This window comes from Methanolobus sp. WCC4 (assembly GCF_038022665.1).
Classification (GTDB): domain Archaea; phylum Halobacteriota; class Methanosarcinia; order Methanosarcinales; family Methanosarcinaceae; genus Methanolobus.
In genome coordinates this window covers 332,346-359,333 of the sequence record NZ_CP150629.1, presented here as the reverse complement: position 1 = coordinate 359,333, position 26,988 = coordinate 332,346, and the positions used below count along the sequence as shown (strand labels likewise).

Below are 26,988 nucleotides of genomic sequence, written 5' to 3'. Positions count from 1 at the left end.
AAAATATGCAAAATTTGAATATAGATTATTATATCAATGAAGCTGAAGAAATTGAAAAACTATATGGTGATTTGCTAAATGGCACTGCTAAAGCAGAAAAAAGAAGAAATCAGTACAATCAGATTGTTGAGATTGATTTCTGCAAAATTAATAAAGCAAGGAAGCCACTTCAGCGCAATATACTAAGAAAATATGAAGTATGGTATGAAGTTTGCAGGAGAATTGTTCGAGAATATGTAGATTTTCAAGAGACAGATAAGTATGAAGAATTTGTAAATCAGTACTTAGAAATACTGTCTTTGATTGATTTAAGAGTGACTGGTACATCGTCTCCTAGAAAAATTCAGTTGGAAAATAACTTTATAAAATATTTTGATATCCAACTGAATATCTTACATACAATAAAACCAATTATTGCTTTGAATGAAAACAACTACAAGAGAGTTATTTCTGCAGATTTATTGAGTTCTGAGCTTGATGGGGCAGAGTTGTTGTATGAAAAAGAGTTTATCCGACCTGCAGGTATCATTGCCGGAATTGTTCTTGAAAGATACTTGAAAACTTTGTGCGAATTAAACGAAATAGAACTTGATTCAAAAGACACGCTATACCCCCTAGCTCAAAAACTCCGTACATCTGAAAAAGTACCTGGTTTTGACTTAGTTATGCTTAAATCAATAGAACATCTTGGTTCTCTGAGAAATAAATGCGCTCATCCTGGGGAAGAGCCTAAAAAGCAAGAAGTAAGGGAGCTAATTGACAAAACAAAGAAAATAACTTTCATGGCATTTTCTTAAATACAAGTCTCCCTCTCCTACTATTATGACTTGCACGATATTGCTACATAGATGTTACTCTAAATCCTTAATCGATTAGACTGAACATAAGGATAAACACCATCCCTAAAAAAACCGAAACCAAAAGAGATTTTCTCGTCCTCCTTGAAGCAAAATACCCCATTGCTCCACAAATTACAGCAGGGATCGCAAGATCAATAAAGGTCGTGATCCGCAACCAGTAACCTGCACCTGATATTATGAAATGTGGGTCGAGCAGTTCCAGAAGGATATCTGAATAAAGGCTGTAAAGGGGAACCAAAAAGACACCTGACAATGTGGAAGTGATCTCATCTCCTGTAGTGTATCCATAATAGATTATGAATGCTGCCGGGACACCAAATATAACGGTGGTCATCAGGATGTGCAATATCACATCTTCCATTATCGGCGAGTACAGCTTGTATCCTACGTCTATCAATGCAGGCAATAATGGAAGTAAGACTACAATTGCTGCTGAGACAATGGATCTGTTTTTGTCCATATTTCTTCCAAAAAATAAGAAAGGTGGGTGGTCCACCTCATTATGGAGTAATCACAGTGGCTTTCCCGTTGTTAAATGCATCATATTCGTTCAAGTACCTGTTTTTAAGGAAATATGCATCATAATCGACATTCCATCCTGCATCAGAATAAATGCCAGCAACTTCATCTTCCGCACCTTCATACTCAATAGCCTGATGTCCTAGTGGCCAATTGAAGACACTATCATCTTTATGAGCATTTGCAATCACAACCTCCTCTTCATCAGTGGAAATAGTCCACAAACGTGCATGGTATCCACCGGTGATCCTAAGTACACTTTCAGCCACGCCATCTCCTACTTCCCAACGATTATCCAGGTAATCAAAGACATAATGCGTGTACTCAGATGGATTGTCAGTCCACTTTTCATAATTCACGACCACATATTTCACTTCACCTATATCTGGCTCTTCCCACACCATATTGATTGGGTCTTCCCTTACATACCAGCCGCTGGACATTGACCACGTCCATTGAGGATAGTCAAACTTGATCCACCATGGGTATGGATCACTTTCAAGTGTCATTACCAGTGATATTTTGGTCGTATACACATTTTCTTTTCCTTTCTCCAGCTTGATGGTCCCGTCTTTTTTGGTTTTCAGGATGAGCTCGTTCTCTGTAACGGTCAGTTCATCTCCCTCTTTGTTCACCATGACAGTTCCGATTTCCAGAGGGATCTTCTTCTCTTTATTGAATTTGCTGAGTCCTGTCTTCTTCTTCAGCTCACTACCGGAATAGGTCTCCTTTATTTCCAGGTACCCATCTTCATATTTGTAGGTCGTCGTCAATTTGACATTCTTCACAGTATGGTCTTTCGTCCATTTCTCCAGAGAGTCCTCTGGAGTGGCGGCCGCTGTTGGTACAAAAACAATGCTTATCAGTATTATTGCAGCAAGCACTAAGGCTGCTTTTGTGATCTTAACTTTCATATTCAACCCTCTCCCTGTTGATCTTAATATCATGGGCAGAATCCGCAAAATATGTAATAGCTCAGCTAGATGCTATTATTGAACTGCAGAGTTGATACTCTTTGTAAAACATGCCGGACCTCCCCCAATATTATTGTGTCTATTGAATTATATTCTCATTGGTGGAAGTTTGTTTTGTAACCGACCAACCCAAAAGCATATTTACACTAAACTTAAAATACATTTTAAATGTCATTACGTATTAAATGCCACTTTGCCTCTTTTTACTCAGCATATCTATTTGCTGTAAATTGGAAAAAAAGTGACTGGCTGTTCTATTTCGTACTGGTTCCGGCATTACTTATATTCATCTTTTATCTTCCGGTCAGCCTTAAAGAAGCATATTTCATCATGTATCCTTCAAGGATAACACTGTATTCGCTCTTTCTCTCAAATTATGTACATAGTGATTTGCAACACTTTTCCGGGAACTTGTTTTCTTATCTTGCACTTTGTTTTTTGATCTTCAATTTTGAAACAAACAAACGTAGATTCTATGTGTACTCGTCACTCATGTTTCTGTTCTTGCCCTGGGTGATATCAATTGTATCATTGAACATGATCGGTCTTAACACAACATATCAGGGTTTTTCAGGACTTGTCAGTTCTCTGTATGGATATCTGATATATGTGGTCTATAGATTCCTTAAGGAATACTCATTCAAGGACATTGACCTCACATTCCTTTCCCTGATAGTTGTCATGAACCTTTTACTGGTCCTCGGGAATCTTACCTTCCAGATACTCCCGTACATATTCATGATCACATTTGCATTGATATTGGTATACATGCAAAAGGATGTCATCGTAGAGGTCATCAAGCAGAATTCAGATGTCAGGAATTGGTGGAGATGTTTCCCAAATTTAAAGCAATTGTACTTTCTGGGATTGCTCTTTGTAACTCTGGATTACATATTCATTCTGCCTGTTCTGGTCCCTCCGGAGATTGTACGGGACGGTGCTATTATCAATTCCGTAGGTCACTATACAGGTTACTTTTTTGGGATATTTGTTCCTCTATTTCTTTCGGTAATTTCTGACAACTGAACGTTAATATGCCAACTTCACACTTCTTTCCAATCCTTTTTAAATACAAAATACCCCATCCTATTATTATGGATCACCCCGACATAACCGCATACATCAAAGAGGCCGAACTTATCGAAAGGATGTATATTGACCTGCTGAAAGGCACCACACAAAAGAGGATGAAGCGTGTGGATGACGGTTCCACGGGATTGCAGAATGTCGAATATCACATATGTGTGATTAATTCAAAGAACGAGCCTCTGCAAAGTGTTCTTCTCCAGAGGTACGGGGAATGGTATGAAGGCTGCCTGGGTCTTTTTAAGGAATATGCAGGAAGGGCTGGTAACTCAAAATGCGAGGAATTTGCAGGGCTTAATAAAACGATTATCTCTCTCATAGGCCTGAAGGATCCTGTAAGCAATTCCAATGACAAGAGCGAACTGAGAAAGGAGTTCAGGGCCAGTTTCGATCCAATGGTGAGCATGCTTCACTCAATAGAGCCTCCTGTCGTTTCGGCAAGGAACAACAATGAAAGGATGCTTGCAGCAGATCTGATAAATTCCGAGCTTGATGAAGCAGAAAGCCTGTATCAGCAGGGGTATGTTAGTTCTGCGGCTACTGTTGCTGATGAGGCTCTCGAAAGCTACCTGAAGATGCTGTGTGAGGTGAATGGGGTTGAACCGGAGCCAGAAGAGACCATGGCTGCAATAGTTCAGAGACTTCGTGAATCCGATGAGGCTAAAGGGTTCGACCAGGAACTGCTTGTGACACTAGAGCAACTTGTGGCTTTAAGAGACAGGTGTGCCAGTGCTGACGAGACTGAGCAGTCTCTGGTAGATGATGTAAGGGAACTGATCGACCAGACGCGGGAACTGGTCTTTTTGATGTTCTGTTAGTTGTTCTCAGGCTAGTATCCTGTGGGAACCAGCCTGTTGTGAGCTGGTTTTAAAAAACGTTCTGTCCCATTTCTGCGAGATCGACTATCACAGCCTCTCCTATGGTATTGGACTCGATCTTCGCATTGGCTATTGCGGAAAGTGTGCTTGAGATCAACTGGTCCGGATCGGGGTTGTTCGTACATTCTGCTATGGGGTCGGCTGTCTCATATGTGGACATTGCCATTATGAATTCCTCGCCCTCAAAATCAGCAGCATATATCTGAATTATCTTGTCAACATTTATGTAGGAACCATCCAGTGCTCTGATATAGACTGTGTACATCTTGATATCTCCAATCAATTATTATGTTCAATAGTGATTCATAAGGCTTTTCGATAGTCTCCCGTCCCGTCAGCCCTAATGTTCTATTGAATCTATATACCCATCAATATATCCTATACTACATTGTTATATATTTCTAAGGCAATATTATTGTGCAAGGGAAAGTTCCTGTGTACGGCTTAAGATACATTCTAACCAGTACGAGAAACATGGATGCAATAACCTTCGACGGCTCATGCACTCCGAATCCGGGTGGATGCATGGGATTGGGTTGGGTTGTGACCTTGCAGAACAACTCATTTTCAATACTCGGAAACGACCGCCTTGAGAAAGACACCAGTAATAACGCTCTTTTTGCAGAATACCTTGCCCTCAAGAAAGGTATACTTGAATACGTCAAAGCCGACGGTCAGGGTCCTCTTTCAGTAATGGGGGACAGTCAGACCGTCATCTACCAGATGCGCGGCCTATATCCTATCGCGGGTGATGATATCTGGAACATCCATCGTGAGATTACCAACATCATCAGGGAGTATGAGCTTGACATACACTTCCGGTGGGTCCCGCGGATGCAGAACAAGCAGGCTGACCATCTCTCTAAGTCAAAGCAGAAAGTGCGTATCCTTTATCCCAACGACCGGGAGTTCCTCATAGATGTCAGAAATTCTCCTGCAACAGGGAAACTGAGGAAGATTATCGCTTCCATGAACTCAACCCCATTCCCTGGCAATGCCATGTATAAGCGTCTTCACATCTCATCAAAGGACATACTCTCGGACAGGACCTTATTCGAGTTACAGGAGATGGCAGGTGAGAAAGCCACGAGGATGGTCGTTGATGCATTCCCCGGTAAAAAGGACCGCCACAAACATCATCAGGCACAGGCACTGAGCTGGATGCTCAGGGGACTTGCACTGGACCTTGCCATCAAGAAGGTCAGGTTCGACATACAGAGCAGGAAGAAAGCCGGTAGTAATGGAAGTAAGGGGAATGCTGCTAAAAATAAAAACAAGAACTCTCCTGCGAAAAAGAAGACAAGGTCATCACGCGGAGCTAAATATTATCTGAACAGACAGACTTTCGCTTTCTGAAGGTCTCTTCTTTTCTTTTTTTCATCCTCTATTCTTCTTTGTTTTTCATTTTTATTTTTCTCAGAGCTGATATGGTAGGGTTCATCGTTAAAACAGCCACTCTCACAATTATTGGATGAATTATATCAATTCGATTATTATTTTAACTTCATAAAATAATATCTAAAGATTTAATACACATGATGAGAATATAGGATATGGGGTTACATCAGGGCTATTGCACTGAAATGCATGATCAGCAGGGTTGTTTGTTGATACACTCATTAAATAACCAAAACGAAAGTGATCAAAAAATGTCTTTTGTAAAAGATATCAAACTCGTCTTGCTACTCTATGTCGTAGGTGATACTCTCACAACATTGTACGCACTCAAAACAGGCAATTTCTATGAAGGTAATCCCTTCCTGTCCCAGATATTCGGGATATACGGTTTTATCTCTCTAATTCCCCTGAAGATCGGGTTCATATTCCTGATGTATCATGTTTACAGGAACTTGGACCGTTACTACTGGAACATTACACGCTACTCTGTATCATGCATAGGACTTTTCGCAACGGTGAGCAATATGGCAATGGTCCTGAATGGATGAAGATGGTACCTTATGTGCTCATCAGGAGAATAATGAACATTATAATGCCAAGCAGGAATATTCCGCTAAGTGCCATCAGGACCTTCTTTCTCTGAGCTTCCTCTTCAGGTGTCATCGGCAATGGATCCGGATTATATCTCCTCTCGAGATATGCGCCGATACCAACTCCAAGGCCCAGTCCGATTGCCGGTCCTATGGCTATCATTTCTAATATGATCCCTATCGGAATACCTAATGGAAGACCCATTATCATTCCCCTTGCCATGAAGTGGCCTTTAGGATATCTTTTTTCCTGCATACTATTAACCTGCTATTTTTTGCATATAAAGCTACCCGGATGTCCTGATATTCTCATCCCACTTTTCTCTTTTTCAATGTATATTCACTTCGTACATTATTTATCATCGACATGCTGCAGCATTCTTAGCTACAAACCAATTTGAAGTTTAGAGAATTCTTTAATATGTGTGTCCCATTCTGGTAATTGAGAACAAAATAGGAAGCATGTTACAATGAAAAGAACTCCACTCTATATTGCATTGGGGCTGCTGCTTGTCAGTGCTGTCTTTATCACAGGGGCAGTGGCAGATGATGCAACTCCTTTAATTGAACCGCTGTTCTCTAACAGGGCAGTGGTCTCAGCAGTGTATGTCGAAGAACCTATTATGGAAGAGGTCGAAGCCATCCGTATTCCTGACATGGGATATGGAAGTCTTCAGATAAGACCGGCATATTCCTACCTTCAACTGCAACCTGGCGAAACAGACACTTTCACTGTCACGATCAGCAACAGAGCCGATGAAGAAATTACCATTGACCCTGTAATGGTGATCCAGCCATACACAGAGAATTTCCTTGAAGAGGAATGGGTCACTGTAACACCTTCTAATGTGGTCATGGGAACTGATGAGAAAAAGGAATTCACAGTAGAGGTATCGATCCCTGAAGATGCTGAGCTGGGATATTATAATGCCAATATCGTCTTTGACAGGTCTGTCCTGGGTAATGAAGCAGGTGATGATGGGGTAGATTACAAAATAGACTCTAAAATATCCTCCTATTATTATGGTAATTACCTTGAACTCTCCGTGGAAGTATGGATCCTGCCAAGTGTTGAGATCTCAACCAACTACATTAATGACAGGGTCGAGGCCGGTGAGGAATACGATTATGAGATAAACCTTGTGAATACAGGTGATGAGGATATCTCCATCAGTCCTGAGCTTTCTGGGAGTGCTATCTCAGCTGCCAGGTCATTCTATGATTATGGCAGTGTGTCTTCCAATGATGTATTCATGAAGGATTCTATCACCATTGATGCACCTTCTGTGATAAGGGCAGGCGAAACAGGAACTGTGACAATTCATCTGAAAGTACCGGAAGGTGTTCAGGGAGGTTATGCACCATCAATTGATCTGGGAATAGATGACCCTGCTCTGAATGAGTGGGAAGATCAGGTCTATCTATATCTTGATGTTTGGGAGCAACCATCCGAACCATTTGTTACAGAGTTTGTCACCACTATCGATGCACCTATTAGGATTGAGGTGACCGCTACTCGGTATGAGTATTCAGGCGCAGGCTACACCGGTGGCTCTGCAGACCAGCAACCAGCTTTCGGTCTTGTGCTGAAGAATGGCGGAAAGGAAGTAGAACTCGAACTTGTGGGTTCGATGAAGAAAGGTTCAGTGAACTCTGGAAATGAAGATCCTATACTGTATTCAGGCGGTTCTTCTGCATACCAGCAGTATTCAACGACCTATACCGAGGTCTATGAAACATCCGGTGTCATCGGGGAGTGGGAACTCAGTATCCTCTCAGAGAACACTGATAATTTCGAATACAGCATAATGTCAGGTGACAGTGAGTGAGGGACTCCTGTCATCTTTTTTATTTTTATGCCTCTGAAGCATCCGATCGTTCCGGGCAGGAATATCTTATGCATGCTGTAAATTTTCCTATAGATCCCGTACTCTATATTGATATATAGAAATCCATGGCAGAATACTTTTATATAATAAAAACAGATATTTATCTGCATATAAACTAACTGTGAATTCGAGGGGAATCTATGAAAGAACAGGACACAAAGAAGTTCGACGAGTTCAGGGAGATGTTCTCCAGATATATGGAAACAGACGAGCTCACTGAGCAGGAATTCGAGCTCAGATGCAATATGATCAACTTCGTGAAGAGTGCCTGCATCCAGACACTGGTATCATACTAACGATACGAACTTACAATATATATCTACAAGCGCTACAATAGGCAACCTTATCCTCACACAAAGCGTCAGCCATCTACTATTTTTCCGTTTTTGCTGGCTTTGTCTTCTTTTTCTTCTTCTTCTTCTTCTTCTTCTTCTTCTTCTTTAGATATTTTGCCCTGATCCTTCAGAAGCTCCATTTTCTGTAAATTCTTTCAATTCAGGGCGTGACCGAGGATAATCTTCATATCATTCCATATATATGATACTGGCAGGAAATACGCTTAACTTGCGGTATATCACAGATCCATTTATATTATGGGGTTCAACAGGACCCGGCAACCAGGCGGATGATATAATTATGAGTTACAAAGTAGGAATCATGGGTGCTACCGGTGCAGTAGGTAGGGAGATCATAGAAGTATTGGACAACAGGAACTTTCCAGTGGAACAATTAAGGCTCTTTGCATCAGTGAGGAGTGCAGGCAAGAAGATGGAGACCCCATTCGGCGAGATCACCATTGAGAATGCCGACCTTGCAGATTACTCCGAGCTTGACATTGCATTCTTTGCTATCAGTGGAGGATGGAGCAAGGAGAACGCTGAGAAGGCCACCAGTGCAGGATGCTACGTAATTGACAACAGCAGTGCCTTCAGGTACGATGATGATGTACCTCTTGTCGTTCCTGAGATCAATGCGGATGCTATTGGTGAGTCAAAGCTCATCGCCAATCCGAATTGTACAACTGCCATTGCAGCTATCCCTCTGTATGCGCTTCACAAAGAATACGGTGTGAAGAAGGTACTCATCAGCACCTATCAGGCAACCAGCGGAGCCGGGGCAGCAGGTATGAGCGAACTTGCAGCCGAGACACAGAACTATCTTGATGGCAAGGAAGTTGGCAACAAGGTATTCGCTTATCCGATCGCTTTCAATGCTATCCCGCACATTGACAGTTTCCAGGAGAACGCTTACACCCGTGAGGAGATGAAGGTCGTATGGGAAACAAGGAAGATATTCAGTGAACCTGATATGCCTATCAGTTGTACCTGTGTAAGGATCCCTACCATGAGGGTACATGCAGAGAGCATAATCATCGAGACCGAGAAGCCTGTTAACCCTGATGATGCAAAGAAGCTCCTTGGTTCAGTAGAAGGCGTGGAACTGAAGGATGACCTGGAGAACAATGTCTATCCAATGCCGATCACAGCTACACAGAAATATGATGTGGAAGTTGGAAGGATAAGACAGAACCTTGTCTTTGGCGACCACGGTCTTGAGTTCTTCGTCTGCGGTGACCAGTTGCTTAAAGGGGCAGCTTTGAACGCTGTTCAGATAGCTGAGAAACTCTGATATTGACAATATATTTCGGTGCACAGCAAGTGCATCGTCCTTCTTTTTCTTTTCGTACTTTATCCTTATTCTCTTTGCATTTTAAACATCCGGGTAATTCTTATGTGCATTCACGTCTATATTTAATTGGGTTATGTGTCCCGGGTGTGAGAATATGAGTGAGATCAAGCTATATATCGAAAAGGTGAACGACAATACTTTCAGTTCTTCAGATGTTCCATTGGCCCTGAGGATATTGGATCAGGATGCAAAGAGAGGCTCGATAGAATTCACAAAGGATGATTCCCATCTGTTCCAGGTGTATACATTCCTCCTTCAGCAGCTTGAGCTTGTTTCCGGAACATCTTCCCCGGCAGTTCATGCGGGTGACTGGAGGGGGACCGTAGACGACCTTTCCCTTCTGAAGCATGTGATGGATGATATGGAAAGGGAAGAGGTAGTTTCAAAGGTCTCATGGAATGCAGGTGGTATAGCAATATTCGATATACCTGATAAGGACCGGTACAGAACCTATGTTAATTCTATGATGCGTCTTCATCTGAACAGGCTCTATGAGCGTTATGGTAAAGGTGTCTGAACGCTCTTTTTGATACTTTCCTCCCTATTTTCCAGGAGAGGGACTTTCATCTCCTGCCTTAATATTTTTTGAATATATGCAGATATCTCATCAGTTATCTTTATATAGAACTGCTCTCATCTAGATTGAGCAGTACAAGTAATAGGTACTTAATTTGACAAAATATCATATCTATCTATTATAGAACGTCATTATTACTAGGAGGTTACAAATTGGCAGGACAGGCTTCATATGCTTTAGGGAACAGGAACAGATCTCGTGCAAGGGATGCTCAGAGCATAAATATCCTTGCAGGGAAAGCAGTGGCAAAAGCGGTAAGGACAACACTTGGTCCAAAAGGTATGGACAAGATGCTCGTTGACGGACTTGGAGACATCGTTATCACTAACGACGGTGCTACCATTCTCAGGGAAATGGACATTGAACACCCTGCAGCAAAGATGGTGGTCGAGGTCTCAAAGACACAGGATGATGAGGTTGGCGACGGTACAACATCCGCAGCAGTACTCACAGGTGAACTTCTCACAAAGGCAGAAGAACTCATTGACAAGGGTGTTCACCCAACTATCATTGCAAGTGGATACAGGCATGCAGCAGAGAAGGCTGTCGATATCCTGAAGGCCATTACCATCGACGTGTCCACTGATGACAGAGAGACCCTGATGAAGCTGGCAAAGACCGCTCTTACAGGCAAAGCAGCAGGCGAATACAAGGATTTCCTTGCAGAGAAGACCCTTGATGCAGTCCTTTCAGTTGTGGAGGAGAGCAATGGTGACCTCAAGGTAGATGTAGAGGATATCACCATCGAGAAGCGTGAAGGCGGCAGCATCCTTGATACAGAACTTATCAAAGGTCTTGTCATCGACAAGGAAAGGGTAAGGCCAAACATGCCAAAGAAGGTAGAGAATGCAAAGATCCTTCTTGCAAGCTTTGCTATCGAGTTCCAGAAGATCGAGAAGGGTGCAGAGATCAAGATCACCTCACCTGACCAGATGAACCTCTTCGTAGAGCAGGAAGAGAAAATGGTCAAGGAAATGGTTGACAAGATCGTTGCAAGTGGTGCTAACGTAGTATTCTGTCAGAAGGGAATTGACGACCTTGCACAGTACTATCTTGAGAAGGCTGGCATCTACGCATGCAGAAGGATCACAAAGAGCGACCTCAAGAAGATCTCAAAGGCAACAGGAGCAACCCTGTTCCAGGATGCAGCTGACATCAGGCCAGAGGACCTTGGTGAGGCAGAGATCGTAGAAGAGCAGGAACTTCACGGTTCAAAGATGACCTTCTTCCTCGGCTGCAAAGAGCAGAAAACAGCATCTCTCATTCTCCACGGCGGTACATCACACATCGTCGACAGTCTTAAGCGCGCACTTAACGATGCACTCTGTGTCATCGGTGTAGCACTTGAGGACAAGAAGATCGTAGCAGGTGGCGGATCTCCAGAGATCGAGCTTGCACTCAGGCTCAGGGACTACGCAGCAACCCTCAAGGGCAGGGAACAGCTCGCAGTCGCTAAGTTCGCAGAAGCACTTGAGATCATCCCACAGACACTCGCAGAGAATGCAGGTCTTGATCCAATAGACAAGCTCATTGACCTCCGTGCACAGCACGAGCAGGGCAACAAGAACATGGGTCTCGATGTCTACACCGGAAAGGTTGTTGACATGTACGAGAACAATGTCCTTGAACCACTCAGGATAAAGACCCAGGCTATCAACGCAGCAACCGAAGCAACTGTCATGATCCTCAGGATCGATGATGTTGTGGCTGCAACCGGCAGAGGCGGCGCAATGCCACCAGGTATGCCACAGCCTGATATGGATATGTAAGATCCTTTTTAGTGCAGGTCTTTCCTGCACACTATTATCTTTTTTTGATCATTCTTCAACCTGTTCTTTGCATAAGGGTTATATAATTTGTAAACTACTCCAATTCAATATGGTTGACAATATCAATTCTCAGAATGACAATATCAGAAAAATGGTGTATGCATCGATGTTCGCTGCAATGATTGCAGTGGGTGCCTATATCAAAATACCTGTTCCCATCAGTCCTGTTCCTATCACACTCCAGACTTTCTTCATTCTTCTGGCAGGGGCTATGCTTGGTGCTAGGTGGGGGACGATAAGTGTGATCGTATATCTGCTTCTGGGTATAGCAGGATTGCCTGTATTCTCAGGAGGAAGTTCCGGTCTTGGTATGTTCTTCGGACCTACCGGTGGTTATCTCATCGGATTTGCGGTCGGTGCTTTGGTGATCGGTTATCTCTGTGACAGGTATGGCAGGGAAAAGATCCACATGAATGCACTTTTCATGTTTGCAGGGCTCGCTGTGATCTACCTGCTGGGCATATTACAGCTAATGAACGTTGCAAGTCTTGGTCTTTCCGAGGCTCTGGCACTTGGCCTGATACCATTCATTCCCGGATCAATACTTAAATTGCTGGCAGCAGCCATAATTACCTCAAGATACTCTATATGATAGAAACATCATGATCAGCATAAAGGACCTGACATACCGGTACCCCGATGGTACACTGGCAATAGATTCCCTGTCCGTTGATATACACGAGGGCGAGTTCGTAGCCATAACAGGAAAGAACGGTTCCGGTAAATCATCCCTGCTGCGTCATATGAATGGTCTTCTCCTTCCTGCCGGGGGTTCGGTGGTAGTGAATGGTATGGATACCACAGACCAATCATCACTGATCGACATACGTCAGATGGCAGGTATGGTATTCCAGGACCCCGGTTCCCAGTTCATAGGGATGACAGTGGAAGAGGATATTGCATTTGGTCCTGAGAACCTTGGTCTTCCACAGCAGGATATCCGTGACCGTGTTGACAGGTCGCTTCAAGCGGTAGGTATGCAGGATCATAGGTATCATACTCCGCGTTCCTTAAGCGGAGGCCAGAAGCAGAAGGTTGCACTGGCATCTGTTCTTGCCATGGAGCCTGATATAATACTGTTCGATGAGGTCACTTCCATGCTGGACCCATGCTCACGTAAGGATATTCTGTCCCTGATAGAAAGTTTGCATGAGAAGGGAACAACCATCGTATATGTGACCCATCGGTTTGAAGAGCTGGTACATGCAGATCGCCTGATCGTAATGGAAAATGGTCGTATCAGGCATGATGGAGTTCCACGTGATATACTGAGCAATGCCGATCCTGAAGAGTTCGACTTTGACCTTCCTCCTGTTATAAGGTTGGCACGGAAGCTCAGGGATTCAGGATTCATTCCAGACGATGCTACATCCTTCCCTCTTTCAAGGGATGAGCTCAGGGAGGCACTATGTCAATTGAAGTGAGGGACCTGTGCTTCTGTTATAACAGGGGTACTTCTCTTGAAAAACGTGCTCTGGATAGTGTTAGTCTGTCCATTGAAAAAGGTCAGTTCGTTCTTATCGGTGGCGAGGTGGGTTCCGGCAAATCTACACTTGTACGACACTTCAATGGAATTCTCAGGCCGCAGTCCGGTTCTGTAATAGTGAGCGGACTGGACCCAACTGATAAAGCGATAAGAAGAAAAGCCGGTCTTCTGATGCAGTATCCACAAAAACAATTATTTGGCAGGACCGTTTTCGAGGATGTCTCCTTCGGCCCTTCTAATTTCGGAGTAGAAGGCAAAGCTCTTGAAGAACGTGTGACAAATGCACTGGAGCAGGTAGGTCTGTCCGGTGATATCGCTTCCCTTTCTCCATTCAGTCTCAGCGGCGGGCAGATGAGGCTTGTAGCTCTTGCCGGGGTTCTGGCAATGGAACCAGAGTATCTTATCCTTGATGAACCCACATCAGGTCTTGACCCTGAGAACCGTTCATCTCTCCTTTCAACCCTGAAGGAGTTACATCGCTCAGGAATATCAATTGTCGTTGTCTCGCATCAGGTATGTGAACTCCTTCCTCTTGCGGAAAAGGTAATACTCCTTGACAAAGGTCATGTGATCTTCGATGGCACGCCCGGGGAATACCTCCGTTCGGTCTGTTCTCCGTTGCCTGAGATCACCCTGCTCATGAAGGACCTTATAAGCTCGGGTTTCGATGTACGGGATGACATAATGTCTGTGGATGATGCTTTTGACCAGATAAGCGATGCATTGTATAAAAGGAGGTTTTCTCAGGATGGATAACCTTTTCATGTCGTTCGTTCCGGGTGACTCTCTGCTCCACAGGCTCGATCCCAGGACAAAGATCATCGGTCTTATGCTTGTGAGCTTCTGCATCCTCGGCGCTTCTTCCTTTGCAGACATGGTTCTGATTGCTCTTGTCTTTTCAGGACTTGTAGTATCATGCAGGCTTCCACCGAATCATTTCGTACGGTCGGTCCGTCCAATGCTCTTCTTTTTCGCCATACTATTCCTGATGCAGTTGTTCTTCACGAAAGGCCGGGTGATCTGGCAGTTCAATTTGATATCTGCGACCTATGAAGGTCTGGTACTTGGTACTATCATCACTCTGCGCTTCGTATTCCTGCTATTGTTCGCAGCACTCATCACAGCCACAACCTCTCCCTCTCGTATCACAGCAGGGATCGAGAGATTGCTTCGGCCGTTCCCATTGAGGTATATCGGGATCACCTCTCACGATCTTGCAATGATGATGTCACTGTCTATATATTTCGTACCACTGTTCTATGATAGTTTCAGGAGCCTCCGTGAAGCACAGATATCACGTGGTCTGGATATCAAAAAGGAACCTGTAAAAGCTATATTCTCAATCGCTGTTCCACTGGTCAGCACTTCGGTCCGCAGGGTGGAAGAGGTGGCCCTTGCAATGGAAAGTCGTTGTTATCGAAGTACAGGGCGTACTTCTATGCATGTGCTGGATCTCTCAGGGAACGACTACCTTTCTTTTGTTCTTTTTGCAATTGTTATAATGATATCAGTGCTTCTCTGAAATGAGGGATATATTATTATATGAACATATGTTCATATGTTCATGGAAGTTTTGGATTCGGAACATACCTGTGATGATACTATCACCATCAATGAAAAGGTCAGGAAACTGCCATCAGAGGAATCGATCTCTTCAATGTGCCAGATATTCAATGCTCTCCAGTGCACAACACGCCTGAAGATACTGTTCCTTCTCCTTCAGGGGGAGATGTGCGTTAAAGGGATAGAGGATGCACTAGGGATATCACAGTCAGCGATATCACATAGCCTCAAGAACCTCAGGCAGACAGATCTTGTAAGGGTGAAGAAGGAAGGAAAGTTCGCAGTCTACCATCTGGCTGACGAACATGTAGAAACATTCATGTCAATGTGCAGAGAACACGTGGAGGAATGATATTAATGACATTGTCCGATCAGCTGATATCTTTTGTCATCGGTGTGGCAGTAGCATCATGGGAATTGTTCGAGGAAGCAGCACCATATCTGTTCCTTGGTTTTGCTGTTGCAGGTCTTTTGCATGTGCTCGTGCCTGATGAGAAGATATTGAAACACCTTGGTCATTCTGCAGGAAAGTTCAGATCCTCTCTGAATGCATCATTTTTCGGTATCCCTCTTCCATTGTGTTCTTGTGGTGTGGTTCCCACTGCCCTTTCGCTTAAGAACAGAGGTGCCACAAAGGGAGCAACGCTCTCGTTCCTCATATCCACGCCTGAGACCGGGGTGGATTCCATTGCTATCACATATGCATTGCTTGACCCTATAATGACAATATTCCGTCCGATAGCCACTATGGTGACTGCTCTGCTCACAGGAATAACTGAGAACATACTGGGTGAAAAAGAGGCCAGAAAGGAGGCTCCGGTTGCACCAAAGAATAACCTGGTCATGATGCAGCCCATGGTCGCATGCAGTGATTCCTCCTGTGGATGTCACTCCGAGCCACTGGGAGAGGATGCTTCGATGCTCCGTAAACTGAAGGAAGCTTTCAGATATTCCTTTGTTGAACTTCTGGGAGATATTGCCAGCTGGCTGGTTGTTGGTATCATCATTGCAGGTGTGATCACCTACATGATACCCGATGAGATAATAGAAGGTTATCTTGGAGGAGGCGTGTTCTCAATGCTGATAATGCTGGTCATAGGTATCCCTCTCTATATCTGTGCAACAGCTTCCACCCCACTGGCGGCAGCTCTTGTAGCAAAGGGAATGAGCCCGGGAACTGCATTCGTGTTCCTGCTCGCAGGCCCGGCAACAAATGCAGCTACTATCACAATGGTAACGAAGTTCCTCGGTAAGAGAAGTGCAACCATCTATCTTTCAATGATCGCGTTGTGTTCACTGGCATTCGGACTGCTGCTTGATGTGCTCTATGTAAGACTGGGTATAGAGGTAAGTTCCATCGTTGGCAGCGCAAGTGAGGTTCTGGCACCAGAGGTAAAAACAGCGTTTGCACTGATCCTGATACCTTTTATGGTATATGGGGTGTATAAGCAAAAGAAACTGAGAATGACTTAGATCTTTTCTTCCTTTTTATGGAGTTCTCTGGAAAGGACTTCAGCCATCTTTTCCTTGAACTCATCCACGACAAAATCTGCCTTATTCTCGCTGCCTAATTTGATATCTTCTGGTATATCAACATCTTCTTCCACAGGAATACTTACTATCTTCCCAAGGCTATTACCGTTTTTGATTTTCCCCTTCTCCCATGAAAAATCGTTCTTCTCCGGCATATCGTCCCACTTTGTAGATTGTTCAATGTATATATAATCATAAATTATATACTAGTGTAATATTTGGAACTTAAAGTATATACCTTTTTTGAAGGTTCCGTGTCTGATATAAAAGGCTCTTAGCCCTCTTTCATCTTTTTACCAATAAGGACCTCGGTAGACTTGATTATCGCGAATACCTCGTCCCCTTCTTTGATATCAAGCCTGTCGATAGCTTCTGAAGTTATCACTGATGTGAGTGCAGTGGGTTCTATCTCTATCCTGACTTTTCCGACGATCCCATCTTTTTCCACACTGATCACTTTCCCCAGGATCTTATTACGCGCAGATATTGCAAGTCCGAGATTCTCCCATGAACCCTCGTCCTCCATGGTGTTGTTGATGAACTTCCTGTTCATCTCGTATTCTTCTATGAGCCTGCGTCCTTCATCCGTGAGGAAGGTTCCCTGGTCCTTTCCGCCCCTGACGGTTGTAACAACGTCTTTGCCCAGTCTTTCACTGATCTTGTTGAGTACGTTCCACGCATGTTTGTAGGATATGTCCATTTTCATGCAGGCTTTTCGAAGTGACCTTTCCTCATCTATGGCCTTGAGGAGCTCTACCTTCCCTGCACCTATCAGCGGTTTTCCTTCTTCTGCAAGCCATACCTTTGTTTTCGCTTCCATGACTATCTCCAATTATTCAAGGTCTGACACTTCAAAGATGAACAGTTCCTCTATTGTTGTTTCCAGTACCCTTGATACCTTATATGCAAGTTTTAGTGAGGGATTGTACTTCCCTTTTTCCAGAAAGCCTATAGTCTCTCTCCTGACTCCTACCCTGTTCGCAAGGTCTTCCTGGGTCATGTCGTATCTGGCCCTGAATTCCTTGATCCTTGTCCTCATACTACCATCCCTGTTCTGTCAGTCGATATCACCTTTTCTAAAGAGATACCACTGGATACCTTTTGCGGTGGCCAGCATTGTGACCATCAGTATTGCAAGTACATTTTTCACTGTCAGTTGTGCCAGTTCGAATTCTTCTACCCAGAACAGGAGCGATATCAGGATGAATGTTACCAGCCATGAGTAAGAAAGCCCGTAGGCTCCTATCTTTATTGTTCTCTCATCCTTTACAGGACCACTACGATATCTCTTTGCACGGATGAATGTGACAAAGAGTATTATCGAACCTATGTTTATCAGGCTGATCCCTGTTTGATGGTAGTCCGCAAACATTGCTAACAGCACGATACCTGCTATGATGCATATTAATGACAGGGTGTAACTGATCTTTATATATTTTTCAAGTTTTTCCATTTGACTTCCTCTATATCTATTTCTAACACTATGTTAGAAATAAGTATTACTATGTTATGTATATCTAACATAATCTATTTAAGATCATTCTTCAATGAATGACCAATAAATTATTTATTGTGTGATCGACCCATATTCATCACTGTATATGTTCGGTCGTTACAGTTCAGGAAGTGGGATCATGAAGATCAATGTTATTTTTTACAGTCTCTACGGACACAATTACAAAATGGCTGAAGCAGTTTCAGAGGGCGCCAGGGAAGTGGAAGGTGCGGATGTTGGTCTGTATCAGATCCAGGAAACCTTCACACCTGAGATACTGGAAAAGATGGGTGCAACAGAATCCAAAAAGAGCTTTGAGCACATACCTGTTGCAACAATAGAGGATCTTACAGAAGCAGATGCCATTATATTTGGAACTCCAACGAGGTTCGGGATGATGGCCGCACAGATGCGTGCCTTCCTTGACAGGACAGGAGGCATCTGGGTGAAAGGAGCCCTTATTGGAAAAGTAGGCAGTGTATTCACATCCAGCAGCACCCAGCATGGCGGTCAGGAATCAACGATACTGAGCTTCCACACGACACTGCTGCATCACGGTATGATCATAGTTGGCGTTCCGTATTCTGAAACAAGGCAGTCTGTCCTTGATGAGATCACAGGTGGAAGTCCCTATGGCGCTTCTACAATTGCTGGCGGTGGTCCTGACACCAGGCATCCAAGTGAGAATGAATTGGGAATTGCGAGGTTCCAGGGAAGGCATGTTGCTGAGATCACTAAGAGGCTGGTCGGAGAGTGAATCTCTTAGCTCATTCCTTTTTCTATAAATGTCTACAAAAATAGTTCTGCAGAGATTCCCATTTGAATATCAAATGTGGCTATGCATACCTGTCATAATCGCGACTATGAAGTTGATGGAAAATATCTCAACTTTTAATTGCTGGTATGCAGAAAAAGAGTTTAAGCAACATACTATTTTTCCATCTTTTCGGATTGTGCCGGCTTCGCCGTGACCCTCCGGGGTAGTAAAAGTTATTCATTCCGTTTAGTAAAACTTATTGCCCACCGCATCCTTGTGTTTCTGATAGTTCTGCAAAGATTATGTGGAAAAAGAACAACGCTACCATCCGCCGCAGGCGGTACTTTCCTTCACTGCTATCCTGCAGACTATTGAGTCACTACAGTTATTGAAAATTGCTGAATCCAAAGTTTCAATTGGAATGATTTCTACAAAGAGCTGTTTTTTCCCATTTTTCAAAATCACCCTGCACCACTCCACATAACTTCGAACATCTTTGAAGTTTAAGCAAAGTATATACAGTCCTGTTCCTAATCCCTGTATTAAGAAACATAGTACTCTTAGTCAGGAGTGGTCAAAAGTGAACTTAACAGGGAAAAAAGCAGTCTCGTTCATAGTAATAGTATCGTTGTTTGCAGTCATAATATCAGGTTGTATCGGGGATGACGGTGAACTTTCGTCCAACATAGCCGGTCCGTGCACCGACCAGCTCGCTTCGTCAGGGGATGAGTTCCTGATACTTGCACCGAAGATGCTCTTTTCAGGGGGAGAGAGCTCAGTGACCATGGCAGCTTTCTCTGATAGCGAACCGGTGGTCCGGTGTGTGGAATATACACTAACCGATGAGGACAACAATGAGATCGCACTTGTGCAGGCATCGACCTCTGAGGAAGGGAACGTTGTGGCTTCCTTTGAAGTGCCTGATGTTGAGGAGGGCAGCTATGTGCTCACTGCAAAGCCATCAGGTTTTGATACGGAGTTCAAGGCAACGGTGGAAGTTGTAAGAAATAATCCCTTGTTCATTGAGACCGATAAGCCGATCTACAAACCGGGACAGACAATCCATGGAAGGATTCTTTCCCTGAACAACAACCTTGTTCCTGTGCAGGAGAACATCACTGTGGAGATCACCGATGCTAAAGGCATCAAGGTCTTCAAAGAGGAACTGGATTCCAATGAATATGGTGTAGCTTCTTTCGACCTGCCTCTGGCATCAGAACTGAACCTTGGAACATGGAAGGTGGTTGCAACAGCAGGTGATTCAAGTTCCAATGTTGACATTCAGGTTGACAAATATGTGCTTCCGAAGTTCGATGTCTCACTGGAAACTCCACAGGAATGGTTCCTTGTATCCGATGAGATCATAGGTACTGTTTCAGCCAACTATTTCTTTGGCAAGGAAGTAGAGGGCGATGTTCTGGTTGAAGCCTCACGCTATGTTGGTGAATGGGAACAATATGCCACTTTCTCAGGCACACTTGAGGACGGCCTGATCGAGTTCGAGCTTCCTGAGGTTGAATATGCAGCCGGAACATACGGAGCAGGTGGTCAGGCAAGTCTCATGCTAAATGTGACTGTCACGGATACGGGAAATCATAGTGAGAGCACCAACAAGTTGCTTACCATCTCTGAGTCGCCGATAGTTCTCCAGCTCATTCCTGAGTCAAGTACGATCAAGCCGGGAATGCCATTGCAGGTGCTTGTAGTCACAAAGGATCCTGCAGGTGAGCCTATAGATGCTGATGTCACAGTGGAGACCAGACTGAGGGATGAGTCCTATGAGTACACATATGACGAGTATGACATGGTAACTGAGAACGGTATCGCAATGCTTGAGCTTGATATCCCTAACGACAGTACCAACCTGTACATGGATGCGTATGTCGATGACGGTAATGCATGGACCAGTGAGTCACTGAACGCAGCTTATTCGCCAAGTGCCAGTTTCATCCACATCTCCCAGACAAGTGATGGTGTGCCGGAAGTTGGAGATACTATCTCTTTCCATGTATACTCCACAAATCCGGGAACGGTGTACTATGATATCTTCGCGAACGGCAGGACGGTTTACTCAGCTACCAGCGATGAGAGTGATATCAGTATACCGGTGACACTACAGATGAGCCCGCAGGCAAAGATTGTTGCCTACATGATAAACCCCAACAGCGAGGTGTCTGTGGATGTCCTCCCGTTCGATGTGGAATTCTCCACACAGGTGGACCTGTCAAGTTCATTCAGCAGTGGGATGGCAGAACCTGGAGATGATGTCACAGTTGACTTCGATGCCGGAAGCCAGTCTATGATAGGATTCTCTATCGTGGACGAGTCTGTATATGCACTAAGCGAAGGCAGACTGAACCTCAAACAGGTATTCGATGAACTGGAAAAGAGATTCATGGAACCAATGGCAGAGTCTCATCCATACTGGTATTCTGAAGGTGCCTACGATACGCTGGACAATGCCGGAATGGTAGTGATGGCTTCACCGGGGATTGAGGTGCCACGTTCAGATGTTCCTGAATATGAGATGGTTGCTTTTGCTGGGGCTGTGGACAAGGCCATGGATGGTATAGTCCTGGAAGAAGTTGCAGATGAGGAGGTTGCAGAGGCACCAATGATGGAGGCCATCCCTACAGAGGAAGATTCTGATGACATGGGCGAAGGTGGCGAACTTGCAGAGGTCCAGCGTGTGCGCCAGTTCTTCCCGGAGACATGGGTCTGGATGCCTGAGCTTCTCACTGATGATGCAGGTCTTGCAAGTGTGGACCTGACTGCACCTGACAGCATCACTACATGGAGACTGCATGCAGTGTCATCAGGTCCTGAGGGGATCGGTATATCTGAATCCAGCCTGACGGTGTTCCAGGATTTCTTTGTTGACCCGGACCTGCCGTATTCCGTTACAAGGGGCGAGGAGTTCCCTGTACAGGTGCAGGTCTACAATTATCTTGACACAGAGCAGGATGTCAGACTGACACTTTCCGGTGCAGAGTGGTTCGATATCATTGGAGATGATGTGCAGACCGTGACCGTGGATGCGAACGGTGTTGGATATGCCAGTTTTACGATAAGCCCGACAGAGGTTGGAAAGCAATTAGTTGAGATCACCGGGCAGACAACAGAGAGAGCTGATGCTGTCAGGAAGGACATTATTGTTGAAGCAGAGGGTGCTACCCGTGAGCTTGTTGATAATGGAGTTCTGAGCAATGGTTCCGTGGAACTTGACACAACGTTGCCCGAGGGCATAGTTCCCGATTCGGAGAAGGTGCTTGTGAGCTTCACTCCGAGCATCGTGGCACAGAGCATAAGTGGAGTGGACGACCTGCTCGGCATGCCTTACGGCTGTGGTGAGCAGAACATGATGCTCTTCTCCACGGATGTTGAGGTATTGCGCTACCTGAAGGCAACAGGACAGGATAATCCTGAGGTGAGGGCAAAGGCCGAGATGTACATAATCACAGGCTACCAGCGTGAACTGACCTACCGTCACAGTGATGGTTCCTTCTCAGCATTTGGTGAGAGTGATGAAAGTGGTAGTCTCTGGCTTACTTCATTCGTACTGTCCCAGTTCAGTGCTGCAAGGGATGTGACAACCATCGATGAGACCATCCTGTACGAAGCTGCGGACTGGATCGAGTCCTATCAGCAGGAGGACGGTTCATGGGAGCAGGTCGGTTTCGTGATACATCAGGACATGATGGGTGGTGTCAGCGGCACCTATGCACTTACAGCTTACGTGACCCTTGCACTGGACGAGTATGGTTCAGCAAGCCCTGTTGTCATGGCAAACGCCCAGAAGTACCTTGAGGACAACCTTGGAGACCAGGACGACCCGTATGCTCTGGCAATAGGCACCCTTGCGCTGCAGAAACTTGACAGCCCGTTCGCTGATGAGGCACTGAACGACCTGCTGGCAATATCAAAGCAGGATGACGCTGGCACATACTGGGGATATGGTGAAGGTGCAGTGCCAATGCCGTATGATGACTTTGGTTACAGTTACATAGCCCCATCCAGCAAAAATGTGGAGACGACCGCATACGCAACCCTTGCTCTTATCGAGGCAAAGAACCCTACAGCTATCTCTTCCCTGAAATGGATATCAGCACAGCGCAATTCCAACGGAGGATTCTCCAGTACCCAGGATACTGTAATGGCATTCAGGGCGCTGATGAGTGCAGCAGCATCTGCTGGCAGGGATATCGATGCAACGGTGCATGTGATCGCTGATGGAACTGAGATCAGGTCGGTGGATGTAAACCAGCAGAACTTCGATGTTGTCCAGATAATCGAGATCCCTGAGGGTACATCCGGTATCACTCTTGAAATGGATGGAACAGGTGACCTGAGCTACCAGCTTGTAAGGCGCTTCAATGTCATCCTGCCGGATGTTATCGAGTACAATGAGATCGAACTGGATGTGGATTATGATTCCACAGATGTTGCTGTGAACGATATAGTCACTGTGAATGCCACGGTGAAGTACAACGGCATTCAGGGTATCGATGGCAGTATCAGTTCCAGCGGTATGATGATCGTTGACCTTGCGGTTCCAACCGGCTTCAGTCCTGTATCCTCAAGCCTTGAGGCTGCCAGAGATAACGAGGATAAGATAACCCGCTACGAGATCGCAGGCAGGAAGGTCATATTCTATATCGATGACATGCAGCCCGGTGAGGTGCTCAACTTCAGCATGCAGGTGCAGGCTCTGTTCCCTGTGAAAGCTGTTGTGTCGGAGAGTAAGGCATACTCTTATTACAATCCGGAGGTTGTGGCCGAGGTTAAGGGAATGGATGTGACTGTGGTTTGATGGGAGAACTAACTCTCCCTTTCTTTTCTTTTTTAGATCGATCTTTATTACATCCACATCAAACAAGAAATAATATAACTCTTCAGTGGAAACATTTTGTAAGATAGATTCCGGGTGGTTTCAATGAACAAATATCTGAAAATGCTCCTTTACGGACTTATTTTATGGCTGGTGCCTTTTGTGGTCAGTTTTGCCTTTGTTGACAGTCAGGGTAATTTCACAATAGATGAGACATTCTTCAAGTCCATCATGGTAGTAACAGGTGCCTTTGTGGGTGTTGTCCTTGCAGTGAGGTATTTCAGGGACGTAGAAACGGACTATGTCAACGAGGGAATACTTCTCGGGGTAATCTGGCTTGTCGTGAACCTTGTACTGGACCTGACAATGGTATCCGGTGGATTCTTCCAGATGACAGTTGTGCAGTACTTCACGGATATCGGCATGCGGTATCTTGCTATGCCTATCTATACGATAGGTATCGGATATGCATTGATGCAGAAAAGCTGATAATCAGTTTAACCGGTATTGCACTAACTGAGGTGCATTATCTTTATCTTTTACAGGAACAATGGGACAGTTATGGCAGTGCAGTACCAGAAAGTAGTCCCCTGGGGTCGTTCATTTCAGGAATATGTTGACATGTTCGACCTGAGTGAAAGCGACCTTGGAAGGTCTATACTTGGATGTGGTGACGGGCCTGCAAGTTTTAATTGCGAGATGACCCGACAGGGCAGATCAGTGGTATCTGTGGACCCAATTTATTCTCTTGACAGGGATGCCATTGAGAAGAGGATCGATGAGACCTATGCCGAGGTGCTTGAGCAGACCCGGGAGAATCAGGATAAGTTCGTATGGGAGAATATTTCCTCGGTTGAGGAACTGGGACGAATTCGTATGGATTCCATGAAACTGTTCCTTGATGACTTTGAGAAAGGCAAGGAAGAGGGTCGCTATATATCAGGCGGACTGCCGGAACTACCTTTAGAGGATAATTCCTTTGACCTGGCACTTGTATCGCACCTTCTGTTTCTGTATTCGGAGCAGCTTTCTTTCGACTTCCATATTCAGGCTGTTGATGAACTGCTCAGGGTGGCGGGTGAGGTCAGGATATTCCCACTTGTAGACCTTAATTCAAGGAAGTCGATACATCTTGATGAGGTCATTAGTTATCTGATGTCCCGTGGGTTCGATGTTTCCGAGGAGAAGGTGGACTATGAGTTCCAGAAGGGTGGGAATACTATGTTGAGGATTGTAAGAGATTAATTGGTTTACAAAAGTAAATAACTGCTAAAAATGTTATTCTGACTCAACTCTGGTCAGTATGTTCAAGGTAACAGCGTTCTCCTCTGCGATAGCACCTTCTATGCGGTTGACAAGTAGCTGGAATGCACCCTCATCATTCAGTTCGGAATAGTCTCCGATCCTGTGAATGAATAGCTGTTTCTGTGTTTCCAGGTATTGTTCTGTTGAGCGATAGTTCTTCCATTGTTCCCTGTAGTGATAAACACCTTCAAAGGCGATTGCAAGTGCAACGATCACTCCAATTACAGTTACGGATAATTTGCCAATATCTACTTCCAGATTCCCAATTGGTGCTACAATAGAAATATTATTTATAACGGGTATGAGAATGGCACCGGAAGCTGACAGAACCTGAGTTCTCTGATAATTCCTCTTCATAATCACTGATTTGGCATCATACCAGCTTCTGTATTGTTCAACCCTGTTCTTAATGTATTGTTCAGGTGTGTCTTGGATCTGCTCGGTTTCATCAACCATTAATAAAAATTAGGGGTGGTACTACTTAAAAGAATATGTTTCATCAGGTAATATCTATATATCTAGTTATGGGAAAAAGTGAACATTTGATAATTCAGATGCTTGATTCCTGGCTTTAGTTCATTCTCTTCTGCCAATACAAACACAAAAATGCTGACAACCAGGTAACCTGCAATATCAAATTCATCCTTAGCAGACTTATCACAGTGATCTATATTGAGTAAGAATACAAAAAAATAAATAAATGGCCACTATCCAGGCCATCATTTTTTCCTTAAACTGATATATTGTGGGTGTGGTTCAAGGTGTGAGTGTGGCTCGGCATCTGGTTAACATTCAAAGCTACTGTCTCAGCACCACCTTTTTGTCCCAGAACGACTGGTGAAAGACCAGGTCCGTTCCCTGCGTGTACCGGAGCACGTCCTCTAAGGTCAGGGAGTGCGAATGTGGTCCTTCCATCGCCGCCATAGGTTGTACCAAGGATGGAGAACAGTGCTTGATTCTGATTGATTGGTAATAGCTGACCATTACAGAAAGCCCAACCTCTTGGTGCGAAATTTCCGGCAAACAGTGTGATCTCTCCAAGTAAGGGATCAGTTGATTGGGTTATGATTTCCGGGTCTTCTACTGAAGATATGGAAGGGAATACTCCCTGGATCGCAATAATGTAGTTTACTCCTAAATAGGGAGCCCTGTTCTCATGGGCCTGGTTTGCGCCTGTGTAGCTAACCTGGATGTCGCCTGTGTAGTTTATAGTTCCGGAAAGGCTGCCAGGTATGCCCTGCGGACCTTCCGGACCCATTTCTCCTTGCGGTCCCTGTGGCCCGATCTCACCCTGTGGCCCTTGCGGACCTATCTCTCCTTGTGGTCCCTGTGGACCAACTTCACCCTGTGGCCCTTGCGGACCTGCTGGAATTTCGTCTATCTGTGTTTCTAAGCTAGTCAGTTTTTCCCAGATGTCGGCAAACGGACCATTCGGAAATAGTCCATTATTTGGTGTGTCCTTGTCATTTGCTGCTGATGCCGGAACAGAGATAATTGCAGCTGCAAGAACTACAGATACTAATAATAGGAATTTTCTATCCATTTTCATACCACCTTCTTTATATTAAACAGTTTTAAAAATAATAAACTGTTTTGGTTAGGTTGGGAATGGAATGTATTAAAAGTTAGCGACGTTAACAAGGCTACACTGTGGAATGGTTAGTTCTGTGGGATTCACTGTTTTCCTTTAATTCCTGCTAATCATTAAATAAAAATACCTCATAACAAATGA

Annotated in this window: 30 protein-coding genes; 20 read left to right on the top strand and 10 right to left on the bottom strand. The window is 44.6% G+C overall.

Annotated elements, in window-relative coordinates:
* Positions 1-5: 5 nt before the first annotated feature.
* Complete coding sequence (locus tag V7O63_RS01885; protein WP_340819648.1) at positions 6-797, top strand: hypothetical protein; 792 nt, start codon at positions 6-8, stop codon at positions 795-797.
* 67 nt (positions 798-864) lie between these two features.
* Here the strand turns inward: V7O63_RS01885 and V7O63_RS01880 are convergent, their stop codons facing one another.
* Positions 865-1,320: a hypothetical protein gene (locus V7O63_RS01880; RefSeq protein WP_340819647.1), complete on the bottom strand. Its 456-nt coding sequence runs from the start codon at positions 1,318-1,320 to the stop codon at positions 865-867.
* A gap of 40 nt (positions 1,321-1,360) precedes the next feature.
* Positions 1,361-2,293, bottom strand: a complete 933-nt coding sequence (locus tag V7O63_RS01875) for a hypothetical protein (RefSeq protein ID WP_340819645.1) — start codon at positions 2,291-2,293, stop codon at positions 1,361-1,363.
* Between the two features lie 591 nt (positions 2,294-2,884).
* Between V7O63_RS01875 and V7O63_RS01870 the strand changes: the two genes are divergently transcribed.
* Both V7O63_RS01870 and V7O63_RS01865 read left to right on the top strand, forming a co-directional pair.
* A complete protein-coding gene (locus tag V7O63_RS01870; RefSeq protein ID WP_340819643.1) occupies positions 2,885-3,379 on the top strand; it encodes a hypothetical protein in 495 nt (164 codons plus the stop codon).
* A 68-nt stretch (positions 3,380-3,447) separates the two neighbouring features.
* Positions 3,448-4,257, top strand: coding sequence for a hypothetical protein (locus V7O63_RS01865; protein WP_340819641.1), 810 nt, complete (start codon positions 3,448-3,450; stop codon positions 4,255-4,257).
* A gap of 49 nt (positions 4,258-4,306) precedes the next feature.
* Here the strand turns inward: V7O63_RS01865 and V7O63_RS01860 are convergent, their stop codons facing one another.
* The gene (locus V7O63_RS01860; RefSeq protein ID WP_340819639.1) at positions 4,307-4,582 is read right to left on the bottom strand and encodes a hypothetical protein; all 276 of its coding nucleotides are present in this window, start codon (positions 4,580-4,582) and stop codon (positions 4,307-4,309) included.
* A 209-nt stretch (positions 4,583-4,791) separates the two neighbouring features.
* Here V7O63_RS01860 and V7O63_RS01855 point away from each other — a divergent pair, with 209 nt between their 5' ends.
* On the top strand, positions 4,792-5,673 hold the full coding sequence (locus V7O63_RS01855) for a ribonuclease HI family protein (RefSeq protein ID WP_340819638.1): 882 nt from the start codon (positions 4,792-4,794) through the stop codon (positions 5,671-5,673).
* Between the two features lie 293 nt (positions 5,674-5,966).
* Positions 5,967-6,263 carry a DUF5658 family protein gene (locus V7O63_RS01850; protein WP_340819635.1) on the top strand — a complete coding sequence of 99 codons (297 nt, stop codon included), beginning with the start codon at positions 5,967-5,969 and terminating at the stop codon, positions 6,261-6,263.
* Positions 6,264-6,273: 10 nt separating this feature from the next.
* Here the strand turns inward: V7O63_RS01850 and V7O63_RS01845 are convergent, their stop codons facing one another.
* On the bottom strand, positions 6,274-6,561 hold the full coding sequence (locus tag V7O63_RS01845) for a hypothetical protein (RefSeq protein WP_340819634.1): 288 nt from the start codon (positions 6,559-6,561) through the stop codon (positions 6,274-6,276).
* Positions 6,562-6,775: 214 nt separating this feature from the next.
* Between V7O63_RS01845 and V7O63_RS01840 the strand changes: the two genes are divergently transcribed.
* From V7O63_RS01840 to V7O63_RS01790, 11 genes are all read left to right on the top strand, one after another.
* Entirely contained in the window at positions 6,776-8,134 is a 1,359-nt protein-coding gene (locus V7O63_RS01840) for a hypothetical protein (RefSeq protein WP_340819633.1), read from the top strand.
* 200 nt (positions 8,135-8,334) lie between these two features.
* A complete protein-coding gene (locus V7O63_RS01835) occupies positions 8,335-8,490 on the top strand; it encodes a hypothetical protein (protein WP_340819631.1) in 156 nt (51 codons plus the stop codon).
* A gap of 340 nt (positions 8,491-8,830) precedes the next feature.
* Complete coding sequence (locus tag V7O63_RS01830) at positions 8,831-9,823, top strand: aspartate-semialdehyde dehydrogenase (RefSeq protein ID WP_340819630.1); 993 nt, start codon at positions 8,831-8,833, stop codon at positions 9,821-9,823.
* Between the two features lie 154 nt (positions 9,824-9,977).
* Positions 9,978-10,400 (top strand): hypothetical protein, encoded by a 423-nt coding sequence (locus V7O63_RS01825; protein ID WP_340819628.1) that lies wholly within the window; start codon positions 9,978-9,980, stop codon positions 10,398-10,400.
* A 212-nt stretch (positions 10,401-10,612) separates the two neighbouring features.
* On the top strand, positions 10,613-12,229 hold the full coding sequence (thsA, locus tag V7O63_RS01820) for a thermosome subunit alpha (RefSeq protein WP_340819626.1): 1,617 nt from the start codon (positions 10,613-10,615) through the stop codon (positions 12,227-12,229).
* Positions 12,230-12,338: 109 nt separating this feature from the next.
* Positions 12,339-12,881, top strand: coding sequence for a biotin transporter BioY (locus V7O63_RS01815; RefSeq protein ID WP_340819624.1), 543 nt, complete (start codon positions 12,339-12,341; stop codon positions 12,879-12,881).
* Positions 12,882-12,891: 10 nt separating this feature from the next.
* Positions 12,892-13,713 (top strand): energy-coupling factor transporter ATPase, encoded by an 822-nt coding sequence (locus V7O63_RS01810; protein WP_340819622.1) that lies wholly within the window; start codon positions 12,892-12,894, stop codon positions 13,711-13,713.
* Positions 13,698-14,531 carry an ATP-binding cassette domain-containing protein gene (locus tag V7O63_RS01805; protein WP_340819620.1) on the top strand — a complete coding sequence of 278 codons (834 nt, stop codon included), beginning with the start codon at positions 13,698-13,700 and terminating at the stop codon, positions 14,529-14,531. The genes V7O63_RS01810 and V7O63_RS01805 overlap by 16 nt, the downstream gene beginning before the upstream one ends.
* Positions 14,524-15,297 (top strand): energy-coupling factor transporter transmembrane component T, encoded by a 774-nt coding sequence (locus V7O63_RS01800; protein WP_340819618.1) that lies wholly within the window; start codon positions 14,524-14,526, stop codon positions 15,295-15,297. Before V7O63_RS01805 ends, V7O63_RS01800 begins: the two co-directional genes overlap by 8 nt.
* 42 nt (positions 15,298-15,339) lie before the next feature.
* Positions 15,340-15,690 carry a metalloregulator ArsR/SmtB family transcription factor gene (locus V7O63_RS01795; RefSeq protein ID WP_340819616.1) on the top strand — a complete coding sequence of 117 codons (351 nt, stop codon included), beginning with the start codon at positions 15,340-15,342 and terminating at the stop codon, positions 15,688-15,690.
* Between the two features lie 5 nt (positions 15,691-15,695).
* Positions 15,696-16,811: an SO_0444 family Cu/Zn efflux transporter gene (locus tag V7O63_RS01790; protein WP_340819614.1), complete on the top strand. Its 1,116-nt coding sequence runs from the start codon at positions 15,696-15,698 to the stop codon at positions 16,809-16,811.
* Here the strand turns inward: V7O63_RS01790 and V7O63_RS01785 are convergent.
* The 4 genes from V7O63_RS01785 to V7O63_RS01770 form a co-directional block, all read right to left on the bottom strand.
* On the bottom strand, positions 16,808-17,026 hold the full coding sequence (locus tag V7O63_RS01785; protein ID WP_340819613.1) for a hypothetical protein: 219 nt from the start codon (positions 17,024-17,026) through the stop codon (positions 16,808-16,810). The genes V7O63_RS01790 and V7O63_RS01785 overlap by 4 nt on opposite strands.
* Before the next feature lie 119 nt (positions 17,027-17,145).
* Complete coding sequence (locus V7O63_RS01780; RefSeq protein WP_340819611.1) at positions 17,146-17,691, bottom strand: molybdenum-dependent transcriptional regulator; 546 nt, start codon at positions 17,689-17,691, stop codon at positions 17,146-17,148.
* A 12-nt stretch (positions 17,692-17,703) separates the two neighbouring features.
* Positions 17,704-17,910 carry a helix-turn-helix transcriptional regulator gene (locus V7O63_RS01775; RefSeq protein WP_340819609.1) on the bottom strand — a complete coding sequence of 69 codons (207 nt, stop codon included), beginning with the start codon at positions 17,908-17,910 and terminating at the stop codon, positions 17,704-17,706.
* Between the two features lie 18 nt (positions 17,911-17,928).
* Positions 17,929-18,324, bottom strand: a complete 396-nt coding sequence (locus V7O63_RS01770) for a hypothetical protein (RefSeq protein WP_340819607.1) — start codon at positions 18,322-18,324, stop codon at positions 17,929-17,931.
* Between the two features lie 121 nt (positions 18,325-18,445).
* On the opposite strand from V7O63_RS01770, the gene wrbA reads away from it, so the two are divergent.
* The 4 genes from wrbA (at position 18,446) to V7O63_RS01750 (ending at position 25,196) form a co-directional block, all read left to right on the top strand.
* A complete protein-coding gene (wrbA, locus tag V7O63_RS01765) occupies positions 18,446-19,123 on the top strand; it encodes an NAD(P)H:quinone oxidoreductase (RefSeq protein WP_340819606.1) in 678 nt (225 codons plus the stop codon).
* Positions 19,124-19,703: 580 nt separating this feature from the next.
* Complete coding sequence (locus V7O63_RS01760) at positions 19,704-23,933, top strand: alpha-2-macroglobulin family protein (protein WP_340819604.1); 4,230 nt, start codon at positions 19,704-19,706, stop codon at positions 23,931-23,933.
* 123 nt (positions 23,934-24,056) lie between these two features.
* Complete coding sequence (locus V7O63_RS01755) at positions 24,057-24,440, top strand: hypothetical protein (protein ID WP_340819602.1); 384 nt, start codon at positions 24,057-24,059, stop codon at positions 24,438-24,440.
* Positions 24,441-24,512: 72 nt separating this feature from the next.
* Positions 24,513-25,196 carry an SAM-dependent methyltransferase gene (locus V7O63_RS01750; RefSeq protein WP_340819600.1) on the top strand — a complete coding sequence of 228 codons (684 nt, stop codon included), beginning with the start codon at positions 24,513-24,515 and terminating at the stop codon, positions 25,194-25,196.
* A gap of 33 nt (positions 25,197-25,229) precedes the next feature.
* Here the strand turns inward: V7O63_RS01750 and V7O63_RS01745 are convergent, their stop codons facing one another.
* Together V7O63_RS01745 and V7O63_RS01740 are read right to left on the bottom strand one after the other, a co-directional pair.
* Entirely contained in the window at positions 25,230-25,712 is a 483-nt protein-coding gene (locus V7O63_RS01745; RefSeq protein WP_340819598.1) for a DUF4231 domain-containing protein, read from the bottom strand.
* 274 nt (positions 25,713-25,986) lie between these two features.
* Complete coding sequence (locus V7O63_RS01740) at positions 25,987-26,799, bottom strand: tail fiber protein (RefSeq protein WP_340819596.1); 813 nt, start codon at positions 26,797-26,799, stop codon at positions 25,987-25,989.
* Positions 26,800-26,988: the final 189 nt, after the last annotated feature.